Source organism: Flavobacterium flavipallidum, from assembly GCF_038289905.1.
Lineage (GTDB): Bacteria > Bacteroidota > Bacteroidia > Flavobacteriales > Flavobacteriaceae > Flavobacterium > Flavobacterium flavipallidum.
The window spans coordinates 284,829-302,220 of record NZ_JBBYHU010000001.1; the positions used below are offsets into that span (position 1 = coordinate 284,829).

The 17,392-nt window shown below is 32.3% G+C and carries 13 protein-coding genes; 6 read left to right on the forward strand and 7 right to left on the reverse strand.

Going from position 1 to position 17,392, the window contains the following annotated elements:
• The first annotated feature begins 315 nt into the window (after nt 1–315).
• Nucleotides 316–1,770 (forward strand): sensor histidine kinase, encoded by a 1,455-nt coding sequence (locus AAEO59_RS01250; protein WP_341698940.1) that lies wholly within the window; start codon nt 316–318, stop codon nt 1,768–1,770.
• Nucleotides 1,771–1,801: 31 nt separating this feature from the next.
• Nucleotides 1,802–2,440: a response regulator transcription factor gene (locus AAEO59_RS01255; protein WP_341698941.1), complete on the forward strand. Its 639-nt coding sequence runs from the start codon at nt 1,802–1,804 to the stop codon at nt 2,438–2,440.
• 85 nt (nt 2,441–2,525) lie between these two features.
• Here AAEO59_RS01255 and phoU read toward each other — a convergent pair whose 3' ends face one another.
• The 7 genes from phoU to AAEO59_RS01290 form a co-directional block, all read right to left on the reverse strand.
• Nucleotides 2,526–3,188: a phosphate signaling complex protein PhoU gene (phoU, locus tag AAEO59_RS01260; protein WP_341698942.1), complete on the reverse strand. Its 663-nt coding sequence runs from the start codon at nt 3,186–3,188 to the stop codon at nt 2,526–2,528.
• 73 nt (nt 3,189–3,261) lie between these two features.
• Entirely contained in the window at nt 3,262–4,020 is a 759-nt protein-coding gene (gene pstB, locus AAEO59_RS01265; protein ID WP_341698943.1) for a phosphate ABC transporter ATP-binding protein PstB, read from the reverse strand.
• Nucleotides 4,021–4,071: 51 nt separating this feature from the next.
• A complete protein-coding gene (gene pstA / locus AAEO59_RS01270; protein ID WP_341698944.1) occupies nt 4,072–5,013 on the reverse strand; it encodes a phosphate ABC transporter permease PstA in 942 nt (313 codons plus the stop codon).
• Between the two features lie 2 nt (nt 5,014–5,015).
• Nucleotides 5,016–6,248, reverse strand: a complete 1,233-nt coding sequence (gene pstC, locus AAEO59_RS01275; protein ID WP_341698945.1) for a phosphate ABC transporter permease subunit PstC — start codon at nt 6,246–6,248, stop codon at nt 5,016–5,018.
• Nucleotides 6,249–6,339: 91 nt separating this feature from the next.
• Complete coding sequence (locus tag AAEO59_RS01280; RefSeq protein WP_341698946.1) at nt 6,340–7,173, reverse strand: phosphate ABC transporter substrate-binding protein; 834 nt, start codon at nt 7,171–7,173, stop codon at nt 6,340–6,342.
• Between the two features lie 102 nt (nt 7,174–7,275).
• Nucleotides 7,276–8,568, reverse strand: coding sequence for a porin (locus AAEO59_RS01285; protein WP_341698947.1), 1,293 nt, complete (start codon nt 8,566–8,568; stop codon nt 7,276–7,278).
• A gap of 519 nt (nt 8,569–9,087) precedes the next feature.
• A complete protein-coding gene (locus AAEO59_RS01290) occupies nt 9,088–9,627 on the reverse strand; it encodes a sigma-70 family RNA polymerase sigma factor (RefSeq protein ID WP_341698948.1) in 540 nt (179 codons plus the stop codon).
• Between the two features lie 117 nt (nt 9,628–9,744).
• Between AAEO59_RS01290 and AAEO59_RS01295 the strand changes: the two genes are divergently transcribed.
• The 4 genes from AAEO59_RS01295 to AAEO59_RS01310 all read left to right on the forward strand — a co-directional run bounded on the left by AAEO59_RS01295 (nt 9,745) and on the right by AAEO59_RS01310 (nt 17,227).
• Nucleotides 9,745–10,896, forward strand: coding sequence for a FecR family protein (locus AAEO59_RS01295; RefSeq protein ID WP_341698949.1), 1,152 nt, complete (start codon nt 9,745–9,747; stop codon nt 10,894–10,896).
• A 331-nt stretch (nt 10,897–11,227) separates the two neighbouring features.
• Nucleotides 11,228–14,605: a SusC/RagA family TonB-linked outer membrane protein gene (locus AAEO59_RS01300; RefSeq protein WP_341698950.1), complete on the forward strand. Its 3,378-nt coding sequence runs from the start codon at nt 11,228–11,230 to the stop codon at nt 14,603–14,605.
• 11 nt (nt 14,606–14,616) lie between these two features.
• Nucleotides 14,617–16,029, forward strand: coding sequence for a RagB/SusD family nutrient uptake outer membrane protein (locus tag AAEO59_RS01305; RefSeq protein WP_341698951.1), 1,413 nt, complete (start codon nt 14,617–14,619; stop codon nt 16,027–16,029).
• 19 nt (nt 16,030–16,048) lie between these two features.
• On the forward strand, nt 16,049–17,227 hold the full coding sequence (locus tag AAEO59_RS01310) for a TlpA disulfide reductase family protein (RefSeq protein ID WP_341698952.1): 1,179 nt from the start codon (nt 16,049–16,051) through the stop codon (nt 17,225–17,227).
• Nucleotides 17,228–17,392 lie beyond the last annotated feature (165 nt).

Genomic DNA, 17,392 nt, shown 5'->3' on the forward strand with positions numbered 1-17,392 from the left:
GATGTTGAGGTCTTTTTTTTACAAGTATAATTAGATTTTAAAATATTTCTAATCTTAACTCAAATGATGATTTATAACAAAATTAATTCATTTATTACAGAAAATACTTTAATTTATATAAACATTGGACTACATGTTAACAAAATAAAAACTATTAAAATTTTTATAAAATTCGATTTCAAAACAAATTTATTCTTACAAAAAGTATTTATTTATATTAATATATTTGTAATACCATTATCAAGATTCAAATTTTAAAAATATAATTCTTACAATATTTTATAAAAAATAAACAATTAACTTATTACCAACAAATTGAAACCTGCTAAAACAAATACCATCACATTTATAATTATAATATTGACGGCTTGTTCTATGTTGATTGTTATTAACTTTTACACAATAAAAACTTTATCAGCTACAAGAGCTTATATTAATGGCGAATCACATTATTCCAAAGGTCACAATATTGCTACAAGAAATTTGACAAACTATTTGTTTACAGCAAATGAAAAACATTGGGAATATTTTACAGCAAATATTAAAACTCCATTAGGCGATGGAGTTGCAAGAGAAGCACTGCTACAAAATTTAGATAATGAAACTATTAAACAGGGTTTCAGAGAAGGGAAAAACAACGAAGATGATTTGGAGGATATGATTTGGTTGTTCAAGAACTTTAAAAGTTTTTCATTTTTCAAAGCTGCAATCATTGAATGGAAAGGAGGGGATATTTTGAATGCTCAGTTGTACCATTTAGGACAACTTATACATAAAAAAATTACAAATCATCAATTAGATTTTGAGTCTAAATTAAAAATCCTCCAAGAGTTAGATAACATCAACAATCTATTAGCAATTAAAGAAGATAATTTCTCTAATTTATTAGGGCATGGTACCCGCACAATAAAATACTATCTCCTAATTACAAACATTTTTTTCATATGTGTCATTATAGGATCTATTAGTATTTACTATAGCGCCATGCTTCAAAGAAAAATTAAATCAAAACTGGAATTAAATCAGCAAAAAGAACAACTAGAAGCCATAATTAATGACTTAGAAAAAACCAAACGAGAATTATACGCTGAAATAATTCAACATAAAAAAATTATAGGAACTATTAGTCACGATATCCGAAGTCCTTTAAAATATATCCAGATTATTGCCAAACAACTAAGTTCAGAGACAAAAAAAGACAAAAATACAAGTATTCATAAATATGCTAGTTCTATTTATAAATCATCCTCTCAGTTATATGATTTCACAAAAACCCTAGTTGAATATTCAAAAATTTATATTGAGGACAAAGAATATGAGCAAAAAACATATTCTGTGCATGATTTAATTGAAAATAAAAAAACATTCTTTGAAGAAATAGCGGCTAACAACAATACTGTAATTAAAAACAGTTGTAGTCATGATTTAAAATCAAACATTAATATTAGAATAATCTCAATTATAATTCATAATTTAATAGATAATGCGGTAAAAAACACCGTATCAGGAATAATCGAAATTGGTTCTCAAATTGACAACAAAAAAATAACCTATTGGGTAAAAGACACCGGAACAGGAATGAATCCGGAGATAATTGAATATTACACCAAACTATTTAAAAATCGAGATCCCGAAAAATTAATTCTGAGTACTTATGGAATAGGCCTTCACTTGGTATTAGAACTATTAGTTATAATAAATGGAAGTATTTCATTTTTAAACTCAGACAACATTGGTACAAAAGTTACCATTGAGATTGATCTTGATTAATTATTTTATAAAAGAATCTAAACCAAAAATTATGCAAAAAGAAATTCTCATAGTCGATGACCATTTAGTGGTAAGAACAGGTGTTTCTATAATTTTAGAAGAAAAGATAAAAAACATAACTATTTCTACAACCGAAAATTACAATGACACATTAAGTCTTTTAAGAAAAAAATCTTTTGATTTAATCATATTAGATATTAATATACCCGGTGGAAGAAATACAAATATGATTGAAGAAATAAGAGATATCCAACCCGATGTTAAAATATTAATTTTTTCAGTTTATGATGAAGAAACTCATGCGTGTCCTTACATCATTGCCGGTGCTAATGGATATCTAAACAAATTGAGTGACAAGAAAAAATTGACAGATGCTATAGGAACTATATTGAAAACAGGCAATTACCTAACACCTAATATCGTTCATGAACTGGTTAAGGCCTCAAATAGCAAGGAAAGCAACAACCCACTTGATAAACTTTCTAAAAGAGAAAGAGAAATATCTGAACTCTTAGTACAGGGAGATGGCAATATAGAAATTGCCAATAAATTAAGTATTCAATTAACTACAGTTAGTACCCATAAAAACAAAATATTTAATAAGTTAAATATAAAAAACATTGTTCAACTTATCTCATTATTTAATAAATCTATCGGCTTAGATAAATAAATGCTAACTCTTTAGTATCATCATAAAAAAGCCAGATTTTTCAATATGAAAACCTGGCTTTTTTGATAGAGTAAGAATTTGAGAATTACAAATCCTCAAACTTTTCGTGTTTGATAATTTTAGCATTAACCATAAAATATACTGATTCAGCAATATTACTACAGTGTTCAGAAATACGCTCTAAATGTTTTAAAACTAAAACAAGATTTGTACCTGACACAACCACTTTAGAATTTGCTTTCATTTCACCAATAATCGCTAAAATAACATCATCAACTTTCCTTTTAATGGCATTATTTAACGAAAAGATAGTAGAAATAATTTCAGAGTCTCTGGTTAAAAAACTTTCATTTGTTTTTAACACAACAATTTCAACCTCTCTTGCAATCTCTCCTATTTCAAATTTACTGATTAAATCATGCTTTTCCTTGATGTTTTTGGTTTTCTTAATGATGCTAATTGCTAGGTCACCTATTCTTTCAATTTCGTTGCTTATTTGCATAGAAGCCATGATAAACCTTAAATCAGAAGCAACAGGTTGTTGTAAAGCAAAGATTCTTTGACAAATTTCATCAATTTTGACATCTAATTTATCTATTTTACTTTCTATTTTCTTTACTTCTTTACCTTCTGCAACAGATTCTAAAAGCAAGGTCTTTACGGCTTCACTCACTTGATTTTCGGCCAAAGCACCTATTTTTTGAATAACATTTTTAAGTTTATCTAATTCTATTTCAAAGTGTGTCATTCTATTTTTTTTTTAAATATTAAGATTAAATTATTTAAATACCAATTGTGTCTACTATAATGATATCAATAATTTATCCAAATCTACCTGTGATATAATCTTCTGTTTGTTTTTTTTCAGGCTTTGTGAAAATATCATTTGTTTTACCCATTTCTATCAATTCACCCATATAAAAGAAAGCCGTATGATCACTTACACGCGCTGCCTGCTGCATATTATGCGTAACAATCAAAATCGTGTATTTCTCTTTCAGTTCGTGAACCAATTCTTCAATTTTAGAAGTCGAAATAGGATCTAAAGCGCTCGCCGGTTCATCCATCAAAATAATATCCGGATTTACAGCCAAAGTTCTGGCAATACACAAACGTTGTTGCTGACCGCCTGAAAGTCCTAAAGCAGAATCTCCTAAACGATCTTTTAATTCGTCCCAAATTGCTGCTTGACGCAATGAAGTCTCAACAATTTCGTCCAACTCTCTTTTATCGGTAATTCCGTTAATTCGGGAACCATAAATAACATTTTCATAAATGGATTTCGGAAAAGGATTTGATTTTTGAAAAACCATCCCGATTTTTTTTCGGATGTTTACTACATCTACATTTTTATCATAAATATCAACTCCTTCAACCAGCATTTGACCTGTAATAGAAACACTCGGAATCAAATCATTCATTCGGTTAATACATCTCAAAAAAGTCGATTTTCCACAACCTGAAGGACCAATTAAAGCTGTCACTTTATTAGCCGGCACCTGCATTGTAATTTCTTTTAACGCTTTCTTTTCACCGTAATACAATGACAAATCATTTACTTGTATTTTTATGTCTTTCATTTTTATATTTATTATAATCTAAAAGTAAATTTTATTAGTTAATGCGCAAAACTATTTTGCTTTTCTTCTGATTCTGGAACGAATAACTACAGCTACAAGGTTAAGCGACAATGTAAGTATTAACAATACTAAGGTTGTTGCAAATTGTATTGGCATTGTTTTCTCAACATCTGAAGATTGTGTAGCCATAATATAGATATGGTATCCTAAGTTCATAAACTGATCACTCAATGAACCCGGTAATGAAGCCAAATAGTAAGCTGCTCCAGTAAATAAAATAGGAGCTACCTCACCTGCTCCTCTACTTACTGCCAAGATTGTTCCAGTCATAATTCCGGAGATAGAACCCGGAAGCACCACATTTTTTATCGTTTGCCATTTAGTAGCCCCTAATGCTAAACTTGCTTCACGCAACTCACGCGGAATGGTTTTTAAAGCTTCTTCTACCGAAACAATAATTACTGGCAAAGTTAACAATGACATGGTTAAACTTGCCCAAAGAATATTTGGCTGTCCCCATCGTAATTGCCCTGCATTGAAAGCTGTATCAAAACCGGCACCAATGAATTGGATAAAAAATCCAAGTCCGAAAAGTCCAAAAATAATTGAAGGAACTACCGCCAGGGTACGAACAGAGAAACGTACTGCTGCCGCAAATTTTGAACTTTCACTAGCATACTCCGTCAAATAAATTGCCGTAATTGTTCCGAAAGGTACTGCCGCAATCGACATTACAATTACCATAATAAAAGTACCAATCAAAGCGGGAAAAATTCCCCCTTCGGTCATTCCATTGGTTGGAAAAGAACAGATAAATTCCCAAGAGAATTTCTCGCGTCCTTCATATACTATAATCCCTAAAATAACAAAAAGAACTGCAATAATAGTAAAAACGGCTAATTGTGTAACTCCTACAATAAGTTTGCCTTTAATGTCATTTTTATTTTGAGTTGAAAACAAGGAACTATTGATTTCTTTAGTTGCTGTATCCATGATTATTTCCCTTGAAATTTCTTAATTAATCTTCCCTTCACATAAAATTCTGCCAATGCATTTAATCCAAAAGAAAAAATGAATAACAACGAACCTATAAAAAACAACACACTGTAATGTGTCTCTCCAAAAACAGTCTCAGCCATTTCAGCTCCAATAGTAGCCGCAAAAGTACGCACACTCTCAAATGGATTTGCCGACATCAAGGCAGCATTTCCGGTAGCCATCAAAGCAATCATCGTTTCACCAAAAACCCTACCAACACCTAATAACAAAGCAGCAAAAATCCCAGGAGTAGCAGCCGGTAATACCACATAAAAAGCAGTTTGCCATTTATTAGCCCCAAGTGCTAAACTCGCCTCAGTATAGGTTTTAGGAATAGAAGAAAGTGCATCCTCCGAAATTGTGTATATAATTGGAATTGAAGCCAAAGCCATCGCTATACCACCTACAAATGCATTTAAACGCGAATCATATCCAAATATATCCTGAAAAAAAGTAGCCATAACCATCAAGGCAAAGAAACCAATTACTACAGATGGAAAAGCGGCCAACATTTCGATAATAGGCTTTATGATTTCCTTAGTTCTCTTAGAAGCAAAACAAGCAGTATAAAGCGCTGCCAATATTGCAATTGGCCCCGCTATTAACATGGAAATAATTGTCACTTTCAAAGTACCGATAAGTAAACTTAATAATCCAAATCTAGGATTATCAGATACAGGAACCCAGTCTGGTGTTAATAAACTATCCCAAACAGAACTCTCTTTTTCCTCTTTAACTTCACTAGTTGCTCCCGAATTATCTTCAGCTATTAAAGGTTCAACCTCAACTCCACCATAAGACTCCGGCTGCAAATTCTCCTTTTCAACACCTCCGTATGATTCTGGTTGCAAATCCTCCTTTTCTACACCACCATAAGACTCTGGTTGCAAATCTTCTTTCTCTACACCACCGTAAGATTCTGGCTCTAAACTTTCGGTTTCAGCTCCATAGGATTCCGGTTTATCATTTGATGCTGTTGATTCTTGTATTTCTGTTTTAACCGTTTCTTTTCCCTGAGAAAAAATTGGCAAAGACTCTTTAAAAACAAAAATAAAAATCAAGAAAATAATCGCAATTGACAAAAAGGCAACTGATGAAATTATTTTTTCAGCAAGAAATTCTGAAAGTCTAAATTGTTTTTTTAAACTTTCCTTTGTGAAATTTTGTTTAATCGGAACTTGAGAATTCATTTTGAATATTTAAAATTCATTAATCTATAAATACAACATATCCTTTATCGAAGGGAATACCACCGATAAAGGATAGTCTTATGTATTTAATTTATTTTACTGGGAAATAACCCGTTTCAACTACTAACTTTTGTCCTTCTGAACTCAAAATCCAATCAATAAATGCCTTAGTTTCACCTGTAGGCTTAGACTTCAAGTACATAAAAAGATATCTTGAAATAGGATAGGTTTTATTTTTGATTGTAGCTGCAGTTGGCAATACACCTTTACTTTTTGCATCTTTTTTCACTTTACAATCTTTCACACCTTCAGCATAAGCAGCACCACCGTAACCAACACTGTATTTATCTTTAGCCACTGCATTTACAATTGCTGCAGTTCCAGGTAAAGTTTGAACATTAGCTGCAAAATCACCTTGTACAACATGCTCTCTGAAAAACTCAAAAGTACCAGAGCTACTTTCTCTACCATATAAACGGATTTTAGCATCGTCTCCTCCTACTTCTTTCCAGTTAGTAATTTTACCCGAATAAATATCACCTAATTGTTGAATTGATAATTCAGAAACCCTATTCCCTTTATTTAAGAAAACCGACAAACCATCTTTAGCACATGGGATTTCAATTCCAGCTGTCTTAAATTTTGATTTTAATTTTTGAACCTCAGCTGGTTTTATTGGACGACTCGCATTAGCAATTTCAGTAGAACCATTTAATAAAGCAGCTAATCCAACACCTGAACCACCACCAGTAACCTGAATCACAGTTCCCGGATGTTTTGCCATGTAAACTTCTGCCCATTTTTGAGACAAAATTACCATTGTATCAGATCCTTTTACAGTAATTTTTTTCAATGCTGTAAATGACAAACCTACAAGCATAATTACCGCTAAAACTGCATATAATTTCAAATTTGATTTTTTCATTTTCCTTATTTTATTTTTCCACAAAAGTATTTTACATACCTGTAGCCAATGTTAAATTAATATTATTATTAGTTTATTAAATTGATGCTATTCTCTTCGAAATTAAAAATTAAACTGAGCTTGTAATCTCAATAAATTTCCTCTTTGTCTATTATTTGGAAGCGCGCTATCCTCAAAAGTACGATCAGCTATAACCCACTCAGCAACTAATTCAAAAGCTCTGAATGGCTGCCACTCTAAACCTAATTCGTAATCTCTTACGACATAGCTTCTAGCATCTTTTTCAAACTTTTTACCTCCGTTATAATATTGAAACTTAGCAAATGGATATAACAAATGATGTTTAGGTAAATCCCATTTGTAATTTAAGGTAACATATCCTCCTTCTAAATGAGATACATCCACTGTATTTGTAATTTTATTATAACGAGGTCCCTTACCTATATTATATTCTGCCTGTACCCCAAAAGGTTTTGGATACAAAATAAAAGAAGCAGCCATACGTTGATCTAAGGTATTTTGCTTATTAGCAGTTGTTACACCTGTAGAAAGTTCACTTCCAAAAGCCCATTTCCCTGTATACGCCTGAATACCTGGCTCAATAATTTGATTTCCTACTACAAAAGGATAACTCACTCTGGTTACAACATGTAAATTTCTGTTAGCTTCTGATTTATTAGCTGTTTGCCCGTTGTACGCTCCAAAAGCAAATACACCGTAATCCCCAGAACCTTTATAACCATCTTTAACTAACATAGCAAAACGCTCTCTCACTTCACTTGGAGCCCAGTAGAAAAACGCACCTAAATCACGCTCATTTGCCACAGCACTATTCAAAGCATCATTACGATCTAAAGTCAAACGATTTTGACTCGATTGCATGTTTTCAAAACCATAAGGCACTTTACTTTGCCCTAAACGAACTCTAAATTCTCTTTTTTTATCAAACGACAAATCAAAATAAGCATCTCTCAACTGAGCAAAATGATTCACTCCTGAAGCAGGTGAACTAGCTAAATCCGGTTGAATATAAATATACACATTAGGATGAATTTGCCCTGAAAACACTAAACGAGCACGTCTAATAAAAAGACCATTATTAGATTTTGCGTCCGCTGCGGTTGAAGTTGTACCCCAAGATTTATCACATTGATCACAAGCTACTTTGTCATTAGTAGACAACAAACCATTATATCTAACTTGTACATAACCTCTCAAGCCAATATTATCATACCAGTGTTCTTTTTTTGGTTTAGCAGCTTCCTGCGCTCCTTTTACCTTATTAATGGAATCTAAAACACGAACCACTTCTTTTGCAACTGCAACCTTATCAACATTTTGCGCATTCACTAAACACGAAACAAATAGTACAGTTGTAAATAAAATTTTTTTCATTTTTTACTCTTGATTTATTTTTGGGCAAAGTTCAGTTGACTGTGTTAAGTTAATGTTAACTCATTGTTATGTTGATAATAAATTAACAATACATAAACAATTACAAAACGATTAATTAAATAAAATACATTTTTAAACCTTTTAACGTTAATTAATTATGAATAATTCTTAAAAATGTTATTTTTAATAACAAACCCGTTAAAAACGCATCAAAAAAAAACCTCTAAAAGCATTTACTTTAGAGGTTTTTAGAATTATATAAATATTTTAAAACGCCAATCATTTGAAAATCAGAAGAAAAATCATCCATTTTATTATCTCTCACTTCGTTCCATCAAAATAAAAAAAGATAAAAAGCTATCCCTAAAACGAAACTTGACATACTACAAATATTTTAGTTTGCTACGTAACATTTCATGCCAATTAAGGTGGATTAGTAATATGTGTGTCTATTTAACTAGTAATAGAAAAGTAAAACCTCCATTATTTTTAATGTGGTTTTCCAGTAAAAAGCATCCTTTAAGTAGTTAAACAATCCCTCAAAATGGCCAAAGCCCTGGAAATATGTGCTTCTACAGTTTTGACAGAAACGTTGAATTTTTGAGCTACTTCAGCATATTTTTTTTCGTTCAACTTATTCTCTCTAAAAATCTCCTGACAACGATCAGGCAAAGAAGCTATACACTCTTCTAATTTAACAAGTTGTAAATCTTTAGTTTTTTGACTTTTATCAGAAGCCAAGGTCAAAGCGGTATAATAATAAGAAGACAACATATCGTTTTTTCGCTTTACATACCTATGTTTTTCCATTAAAGTTACGTAAGCTGCTCGATACAAATAACTATTTAGTGAAGTTGTAATATTCAATTCGTCGCGCTTTGTCCAGATTTTTAAAAACACTTCCTGCACAACATCTTCTATAATTATATCGTCATTAGTATATCCGGTTAAAAAATGACATAATTTACCATAATAAGATAGATAAAGCTCTTCATAAACCTTATTATCACCTGCTTTAATAGCATTAACAATTATATTTATTTCGTCAAATTTATCCAACTTTAAGTCTATTCTTTATCATTAATTAAAGAGATTTTACAAATGAATAAAAAAAATTCAATAATTATATAGGGTATTCACACCTTTCTGCATCATATTAACAAAAACAAAGGGAAAATGCAGTCAAATCGTATAAATAGATTAATCATTCGCTTAATTGATAATACCATTACAGATGAAGAATCAATGGTTTTAACAGAGTGGTTAAAAGAAGCAAAAAATCAGGACTATTTTAATAAGTTCATAGCAGCGAATCAATTGATTTCTGAAAGGAAAAAATTTGAACCCAAAAAATCATACCTTGAATTACTATTCAAAAAAACACCAAGAAGAAGGAAAACCAAAACCTTCTATTTTGCTGCTGCAGCAATACTTATTCTGGTATTAACTTTTTATTGGTTCCAACCAGCACCACAAGTAATTCATGAAACAACAAACAACACACCACTAATAGTTAACAATCAAATTCAAACGGGTTCGAACAAAGCCATTTTAACATTAAGCAACGGAACCAAAATCATTTTGGGTAAAAAAACAAACTACCGAACTCCTTTTGTTAAAACAGACAGCGCTTCTATTTCTTATGCTGCTAACGATAAAGTTACTTCCAATCATACTACTTACAACACTTTAACAATTCCTAGAGGAGGCCAATTTACAATTGAACTTTCAGATGGAAGTACTGTTTGGTTAAACTCAGAATCAGAAATCAGATTCCCGGTTAGTTTTCAGAAAGGCAAATTACGTAACGTCGAATTAATGTATGGTGAAGCTTATTTTTCAGTGTCTCCAAGCACCAAAAACGGAGGTTCAAAATTCATGGTACATCAGGGCAAACAAACAATCGAAGTTTTAGGAACGCAATTTAATGTCAAAGCTTACAAAGGCGACAAATCTATCATTACAACTTTGGTTGAGGGTAAAATTGCGATTCATTATAATACAAATGAAAAAATCATGATGCCTAATGAACAAGCGATAAGCGACATACAAAAAGGTTCTTTAAAAATAAAAAATATCGATGTCAAACCTGAAGTTTCATGGAAAGAAGGAGAATTTAGTTTTAAAGAAGAATCTTTAAAAAACATCATGCAAGTACTATCAAGATGGTATGATATGGAAGTTGTTTTTGAAAACAAATCTTTGGAAGAAGTTAAATTCAAAGGCGTTTTACGCAAAAACCTAAAAATTGAAGAAATCATGTCAATCATGATGACAACATCAATAAATAACTACGAAATCAATAATCACAAAATAATACTTAAATAACCCTAACCTATAATTACACTTAAAAAAACAAATAGCCTATGAGGAAAAAGAAAAAACAGTAATAAAAAAAAGAGGACAAGATAAAACTCGCCAAAGTCTTATTATCAAGTCCCCTTATTACAGAGTCAGTCGAATAGAATAACAACTAACCAAAAACAAATTTATGGAAATTAACTTAACTGGAAGCAGGTTTCTGTCAAGAAGCCGCCTATTGAAGCTTATTATGAGAACCTTTATCTTTTTATTTTGCAATTTGGTATTTAGTCTTAGCCCCAATGGTCTATTATCCCAAAATAAGATTATTAAAATCCAGCGTGATACCACATTAAACGTGAATGAGATTTTCGATTTGATTATGAATCAAACCGAATACAATTTCATTTATGAATTGGATCTATTTAAAGATGCCCCAAAGGTAAACTTACCAAAAGGTAACATTAGTACGGAAAAATTGCTTGAAAAAGTTCTTGCTAATAAAAATGTACAATTAGTAGCTACTGGTGACAACACAATAGTCATCAAAAAAAACACTGCTACATCATTACAACAAAAAGAAATTACAGGAAAAGTAGTTGACCAAAAAGGCTTACCAATTCCTGGTGTTAATGTAAATATAAAAGGAAAAACAACAGGAACAATTTCTGATATAGACGGTCAATTTAAAATCAATGCAGCCTCAACCGATGTCTTGGAATTTTCTTTTATTGGATACAAAAACAAAAGTATTTTAGTAGGTACTACTACTAATTTTCAAATAGCTCTTGAGAACGACGTAAACAATTTAGACGAAGTAATCGTTACCGGTTATAAAACGCTATCCCGAAAACAAGCAACGGGTGCTTTTTCAAAAATTAGTACTGAAGATTTCAAAGGACAACGCTTAAACAGCTTAAGTACTATTATTGAAGGTAGAGTTGCCGGTTTTCAAAATGGTGTCTTAAGAGGAACAACTTCTATGAAAGGACTAACCACCCCTTTATATGTAATTGATGGTTTTCCAATTGAAAATACCCGTTATACAGCAACAGGAAGTTTGACAGAAAGTTTACCTGATTTAAATTTAGATGATATTGAAACTATTACAGTATTAAAAGATGCTGCAGCTACCTCTATTTATGGAGCCAGAGCAGCCAATGGTGTGGTAGTAATTGTTACTAAAAAAGCTAAAAAAGGCAAAACTAATATTTCATATGCTTCAAATTTAACGATTAATCCTTATCGTTATTACACAGACAACTTAACGGATTCTGAAGCAATCATTGATTTAGAAAAAGAATGGGCTACTAAAAACCCTAAATTACAGGGAAGTACTGCTTCAACTTATGCTAACTCCTTACTAAATAATGCTGTATTTACTAGTACAGGATTGAATACAATCCTAAATTATTATGCCGGTAACACGACACAAGCGGCTATGAATACTACTTTAGATAAATTAGCCGGTAATGGATTTCAGTATTATAATGATATGACTAAATACGCTAAGCGTAGTCCAATGTACCAACAACATAACTTAACGATAGGTAAAGCAAGCGAACAAAATAACTTTAATGCATCTATTACTTACAGAGGAAACGAATATGAAGACATTAACTCAAAAGATAAGTCTGTAGGAATCAATCTTCGCAATTCAACTGAAGTTTCAAAATGGTTAACCGTTGATGTTGGAACTTATTTTAAATATCTAAATGGTACCACTCAAACCTACAACTTACTAAGTCCTGGTTATACTTACCAACCCTACAACAGCTTATATGATGACAATGGGAACCCATTTGTTTCTACAGCTGCTTCACGTTTTAGTCAATCAACTTTAAATGCTTTGCAAACTTATAAAATGTACAGTATGGATATTAATCCTTTGGATGAATTGAATTACAACTTACAGGATAATAAAAACTTTTTAAGCAGAAACTACATTAAAGCTAATTTTAAATTGACAAACTGGTTAAAATACAACACGATGTTCCAATATGAATATGGTGCAGACCGTGGCAGTTTATTAAGAAACAAAGAGTCATATAGTGTAAGAAGCAAAGTAAATCAAATGGCTTCTGCGTCTTCAGGAAATGCCGTTTACAATTTACCTTATGGGAACATTTATAATGAAACCAATCAATATACCAATGCTTACAATTTCAGACAGCAATTAGATATTACTAAGAAATTTGGAGACAAACATGATTTATCAGCAATTATAGGTAATGAAATTCGTCATTCAAAAATAGAATACCGTTCTAATACCTTGTATAACTATGACCCTGAATTACTTTCTTATAGCCCAGTAAACCAAACTACCTTATTAAATCCTTCAGGATTAATATTAGGAGGTTCTATGACAACATCTGATTTTGCTCAAATCCGTGAAATTACGAATCGATTTGTATCACTTTACGCTAATGCCGATTATACTTTTGACAAAAAATATACTGCTAGTGGAAGTTTACGTTGGGATCGTTCTAATTTATGGGGAACCGATAATAAATATCAAAATAAGCCAACCTGGTCAGTGGGTGCCAGCTGGAATATCAGTGATGAAGATTTTTTCAACGTATCTTGGATAGACATGTTAAAACTTCGTTTTTCTAATGGTATTGGAGGAAATATCGCTAAGGATTCTGCTCCTTACATGACTGCTTCTTATTTTGCCAGCACAACTGTTGGTGGTACTTACGGTTATGTTTCAACCCGACCTAATCCGGAATTATCATGGGAAAAAACAACTACAACTAATATTGGACTTGATTTTGCTATGTTCAAAAACCGTTTAAATGGTGCTATCGAATTTTATACTAAAAAAGGAGAAGATTTGTTAGCCAATACACAAGGAGTACCTACTGAAGGCTGGGGTTATTCCACTTACACCATCAACAATGGAAATATGCAAAACCGTGGTGTGGAAGTTACTTTGAATGGAACTATCATTAAATCAAAAGATTTTAGTTGGGATGCTTCTGCCATATACGGATACAACAAAAACAAGGTTACTTATGTAAATGTAAAAGCACCGGTTTACTTCTTACAAATAGATTATCCTAGTGAATTCCCAAGAATCGGAACTCCATATAATTCTATTTATGGTTACAAATGGGCTGGTTTATCAGCAACAGGATTGCCACAGGTTTACAACAGTCAGGGAGTAGCACAAAGTTCACAACCAACAGATTTAGAATCGATCGAAAATTTAGGAACAACCACTCCTAAATACAGTGGTTCTTTTGGAAGTACTTTTAAGTATAAAAATGTTGACTTATCGATGTTGTTTATTTACCAGGGCGGACATAAACTTAGAAACACTAAACTACCAATGCTAAATAATGCCTATAATGGTGCAGCTGGAGGTTATATTACTAATATTGGTGTTGTCAACAGCGATATCAAAAACCGTTGGAGAAATCCGGGTGATGAATTAACCACAAACATCCCACGTGCCGTATTTGAATACGACAGTGATTTTAGTTCGGCATTATATTCTATTTATTCATTAGCAGATATTAATGTCTTAGATGCAACTAATATTCGTTTGAGCAATATCTCATTAGGATACAACCTGCCTACTTCGTTAATTTCTAAATTAAAAATGACAACAGCACGTTTAAATTTCAATGTTGAAAATGTGTTTACACTCGCTCATAGTAGAGATGCCAAATTTATGCTTGGCGGATTTAACACGCCAAACTTTGTATTTGGATTAAATGTTAACTTTTAAAACAAAGAATCATGAAAAATACTATTCATAAAATCATCCTGCTGAATTTTTTCCTTTTACTTATAGGCTTAACTAGTTGCGAAAGTTATTTGGACGAAGTTCCAAAAGGAAAAAAAATTCCAGAAACATTAGCTGACTTTGAAGCTATGTTACGCTACGAATACGGAAATCACCGTGTAGATATCACACAAGCGCTTAACTTATTAAATGACAAATGGCAATCAAGTGCAAACTTAAATTATTACCCATTATACAAAGCCAATTATTTTTGGGACGAATCGATTAACCGCATCACTTTAAATAATGCTGACGAAACTGCCTATTATGCCAGTTACGGAGCTATCAACTCATTCAATTTAATTATTGAAAATGCACTTACAAGTCAAAATGCTACTGAAGATGCCAAACGTGTAGTTTGGGCCCATGCCAAAGTTTTACGCGCCATGACTTATTTTAATTTAGTTAATTATTATGCTGACACTTATGATGCCTCTACGGCTGCAACTAAATTATCAGTTCCATTAATTACAAGTGCCAATGTAAATGCGCCATATACACAAATCAGTATTCAGGCAATGTATGATTTCATTTTAAAAGATATGGAAGAAGCATTACCGTTTTTACCAAAAACAGGAGCTACAATTTTGCATCCCGGATTAGGGGCTGCCTATGCTTTTTATGCCCGTGTGTATTTACAAATGAACAATTATACCCAAGCTTTAGCATTTGCTGATAAAGCTTTAGCAGAAAACAATAAATTATATGATTGGACTGCTTATTATGCTACAAATAAAACGCAAATTGAAAACGCAACCTCTTATGTTCGTACCGCCTCGCCTATGGATTTCAATTATATAGAAAACTATAATTTCCGACATGGTTCCTCAAATAGTAGTTCTGGAGAAAGCACCATTCCTTATGAAAGAGGAGCTCAGTTTGAAACTGGTGACGCTAGATTTAAATCCCGTTGGAAAGTAAGAACTGTAGGAGCTGACACTTATTATTATGGTACGATTTCGGGTTATTTTAACCTTGGAGGAATGACAACTGTAGAAGTATATTTAATAAAAGCAGAATGTCAAGCCCGAAAAGGAGAAATCAATGAAGCCATGAATACCCTTAACACGGTTCGTAAAACCCGTATTCTTGCTGCCAGTTATGCCGATCTTACTGCGACAACAACAGCCCAGGCAATGGCACACATTATGAAAACAAAAAGAAATGAATTAATTCTATCTATTGTTCCGTTTTGCGATATCCGCCGTTGGAATCATGAAGGCATTTATACCGTTACATTATCTAAAATAGTGGACGGAAATACCTTGACATTAGCTCCAACATCTCATATGTGGACTATGCCTTTCCCTCAAGGAGCAATTGACAATCCTGGAAATGGAACATTCGTTCAAAATGTTACCAAATAAAACATCTAAAAAATCCATAATGAAAAACAAAATCAAAGCAATCCTTCTTTTCGTTTTAAGTCTAAGTCTTTCTTTTACTTATGCTCAAAAAAGCAAGAATTATGCAATCGCAGGAAAACTAGAAGGTCTTGCAGAAGGCACAAAAGTAGCCTTAATGCCTTTCTCAAAATACAGTCAGAAAAACGAAATAGAAACTACGGTTCAAAAAGGGCAATTTGCTTTCAAAGGACAAGTACCGGAACCTCGTTTGTATTTTCTGGTTATTGGTAACAATGAAGGTTACTATCAGATTATGATTGAAAATGCCAAAATTTCAATCAATGGAAAAGTAGAAAAAATCGCTTCTAAAAATGAAAATCCAAGCCGATATACTTTTTCAGACATCAAAATTGTAGGTTCTAAAAGCAACGACTATTACTATAGCCAAATTGCTTTCAGAAAAAAACTAGATGAGCTATACCAAAGCAATCAAACACGCTACAAGGACGTTAGTGCGCTTATTGCAAAAGCCCGAAGCGAAAAAAACAATAAGAAAATGGATTCTATCCTGCAACTTGACACTTACAAAGAATATGCAAAAGCTGAAAAAGATTTCTTTACTACTGTACAAAAAGAGTTTGATAAAGCTTTTGAAGCCAATAAACAAACCTATTGGGGGCCATTGATGATGTTATCTTTATACTCTTATTTAACTCCTGAACAACGCCCTACATTTGACGGTATGTCTAAGGAGGCTAAAGAAAGTTATTATGGAAAAATGACTGAAGAATTATTATACCCAGCGAATAAAATTGGACAAAAAGTACACGCTTTTACAACTGCAGATGCAAATGGTAACAAACACAGCTTAGCCGAATTAATCAAAGGTAAAAAAGTCGTTTTAATTGATTTTTGGGCATCTTGGTGTAAACCATGTCGCGCAGAATTACCAAATGTAAAAGCGAATTACGAGAAATATGCTTCAAAAGGATTTGACGTTATCAGTATTTCAATCGACAAAGACTCAAATGCATGGAAAAAAGCATTGGAGGATGAAAAAATGAAATGGCCTAACTTTAACGACAATGATGTAGCTTCTCTTTATAAAGTTGTAGCTGTTCCTACTACTTACTTAATTGACGGAGAAGGCAAATTAATTGCCGACAACGTAAGAGGGGAAGATTTAGGAAAAAAACTTCAGGAGATTTTCGGATTTTAAACTCTTGATTTATTATCTAAATACAATAGAGGCTGACCAGTTTGCACTGCCCCCAAAAAGTTAGACACTATTTGGGGGTATTTTTATGGAAAGAAAAGTCAAGTATGGTTATGATTTTAAACTTCGATGTGTAAATGAAGTTTTAAAAAAGCATCAAGCAATAAC

Excerpts from the sequence above, each read along its gene's own strand:
- pstA (WP_341698944.1), bottom strand. The coding sequence starts at position 5,013 with ATGGATACAGCAACTAAAGAAATCAATAGTTCCTTGTTTTCAACTCAA.
- pstC (WP_341698945.1), bottom strand. The coding sequence starts at position 6,248 with ATGAATTCTCAAGTTCCGATTAAACAAAATTTCACAAAGGAAAGTTTA.
- AAEO59_RS01295 (WP_341698949.1), top strand. The coding sequence starts at position 9,745 with ATGCAGTCAAATCGTATAAATAGATTAATCATTCGCTTAATTGATAAT.
- AAEO59_RS01280 (WP_341698946.1), bottom strand. The coding sequence starts at position 7,173 with ATGAAAAAATCAAATTTGAAATTATATGCAGTTTTAGCGGTAATTATG.
- AAEO59_RS01255 (WP_341698941.1), top strand. The coding sequence starts at position 1,802 with ATGCAAAAAGAAATTCTCATAGTCGATGACCATTTAGTGGTAAGAACA.
- AAEO59_RS01305 (WP_341698951.1), top strand. The coding sequence starts at position 14,617 with ATGAAAAATACTATTCATAAAATCATCCTGCTGAATTTTTTCCTTTTA.
- phoU (WP_341698942.1), bottom strand. The coding sequence starts at position 3,188 with ATGACACACTTTGAAATAGAATTAGATAAACTTAAAAATGTTATTCAA.
- AAEO59_RS01285 (WP_341698947.1), bottom strand. The coding sequence starts at position 8,568 with ATGAAAAAAATTTTATTTACAACTGTACTATTTGTTTCGTGTTTAGTG.
- pstB (WP_341698943.1), bottom strand. The coding sequence starts at position 4,020 with ATGAAAGACATAAAAATACAAGTAAATGATTTGTCATTGTATTACGGT.
- AAEO59_RS01310 (WP_341698952.1), top strand. The coding sequence starts at position 16,049 with ATGAAAAACAAAATCAAAGCAATCCTTCTTTTCGTTTTAAGTCTAAGT.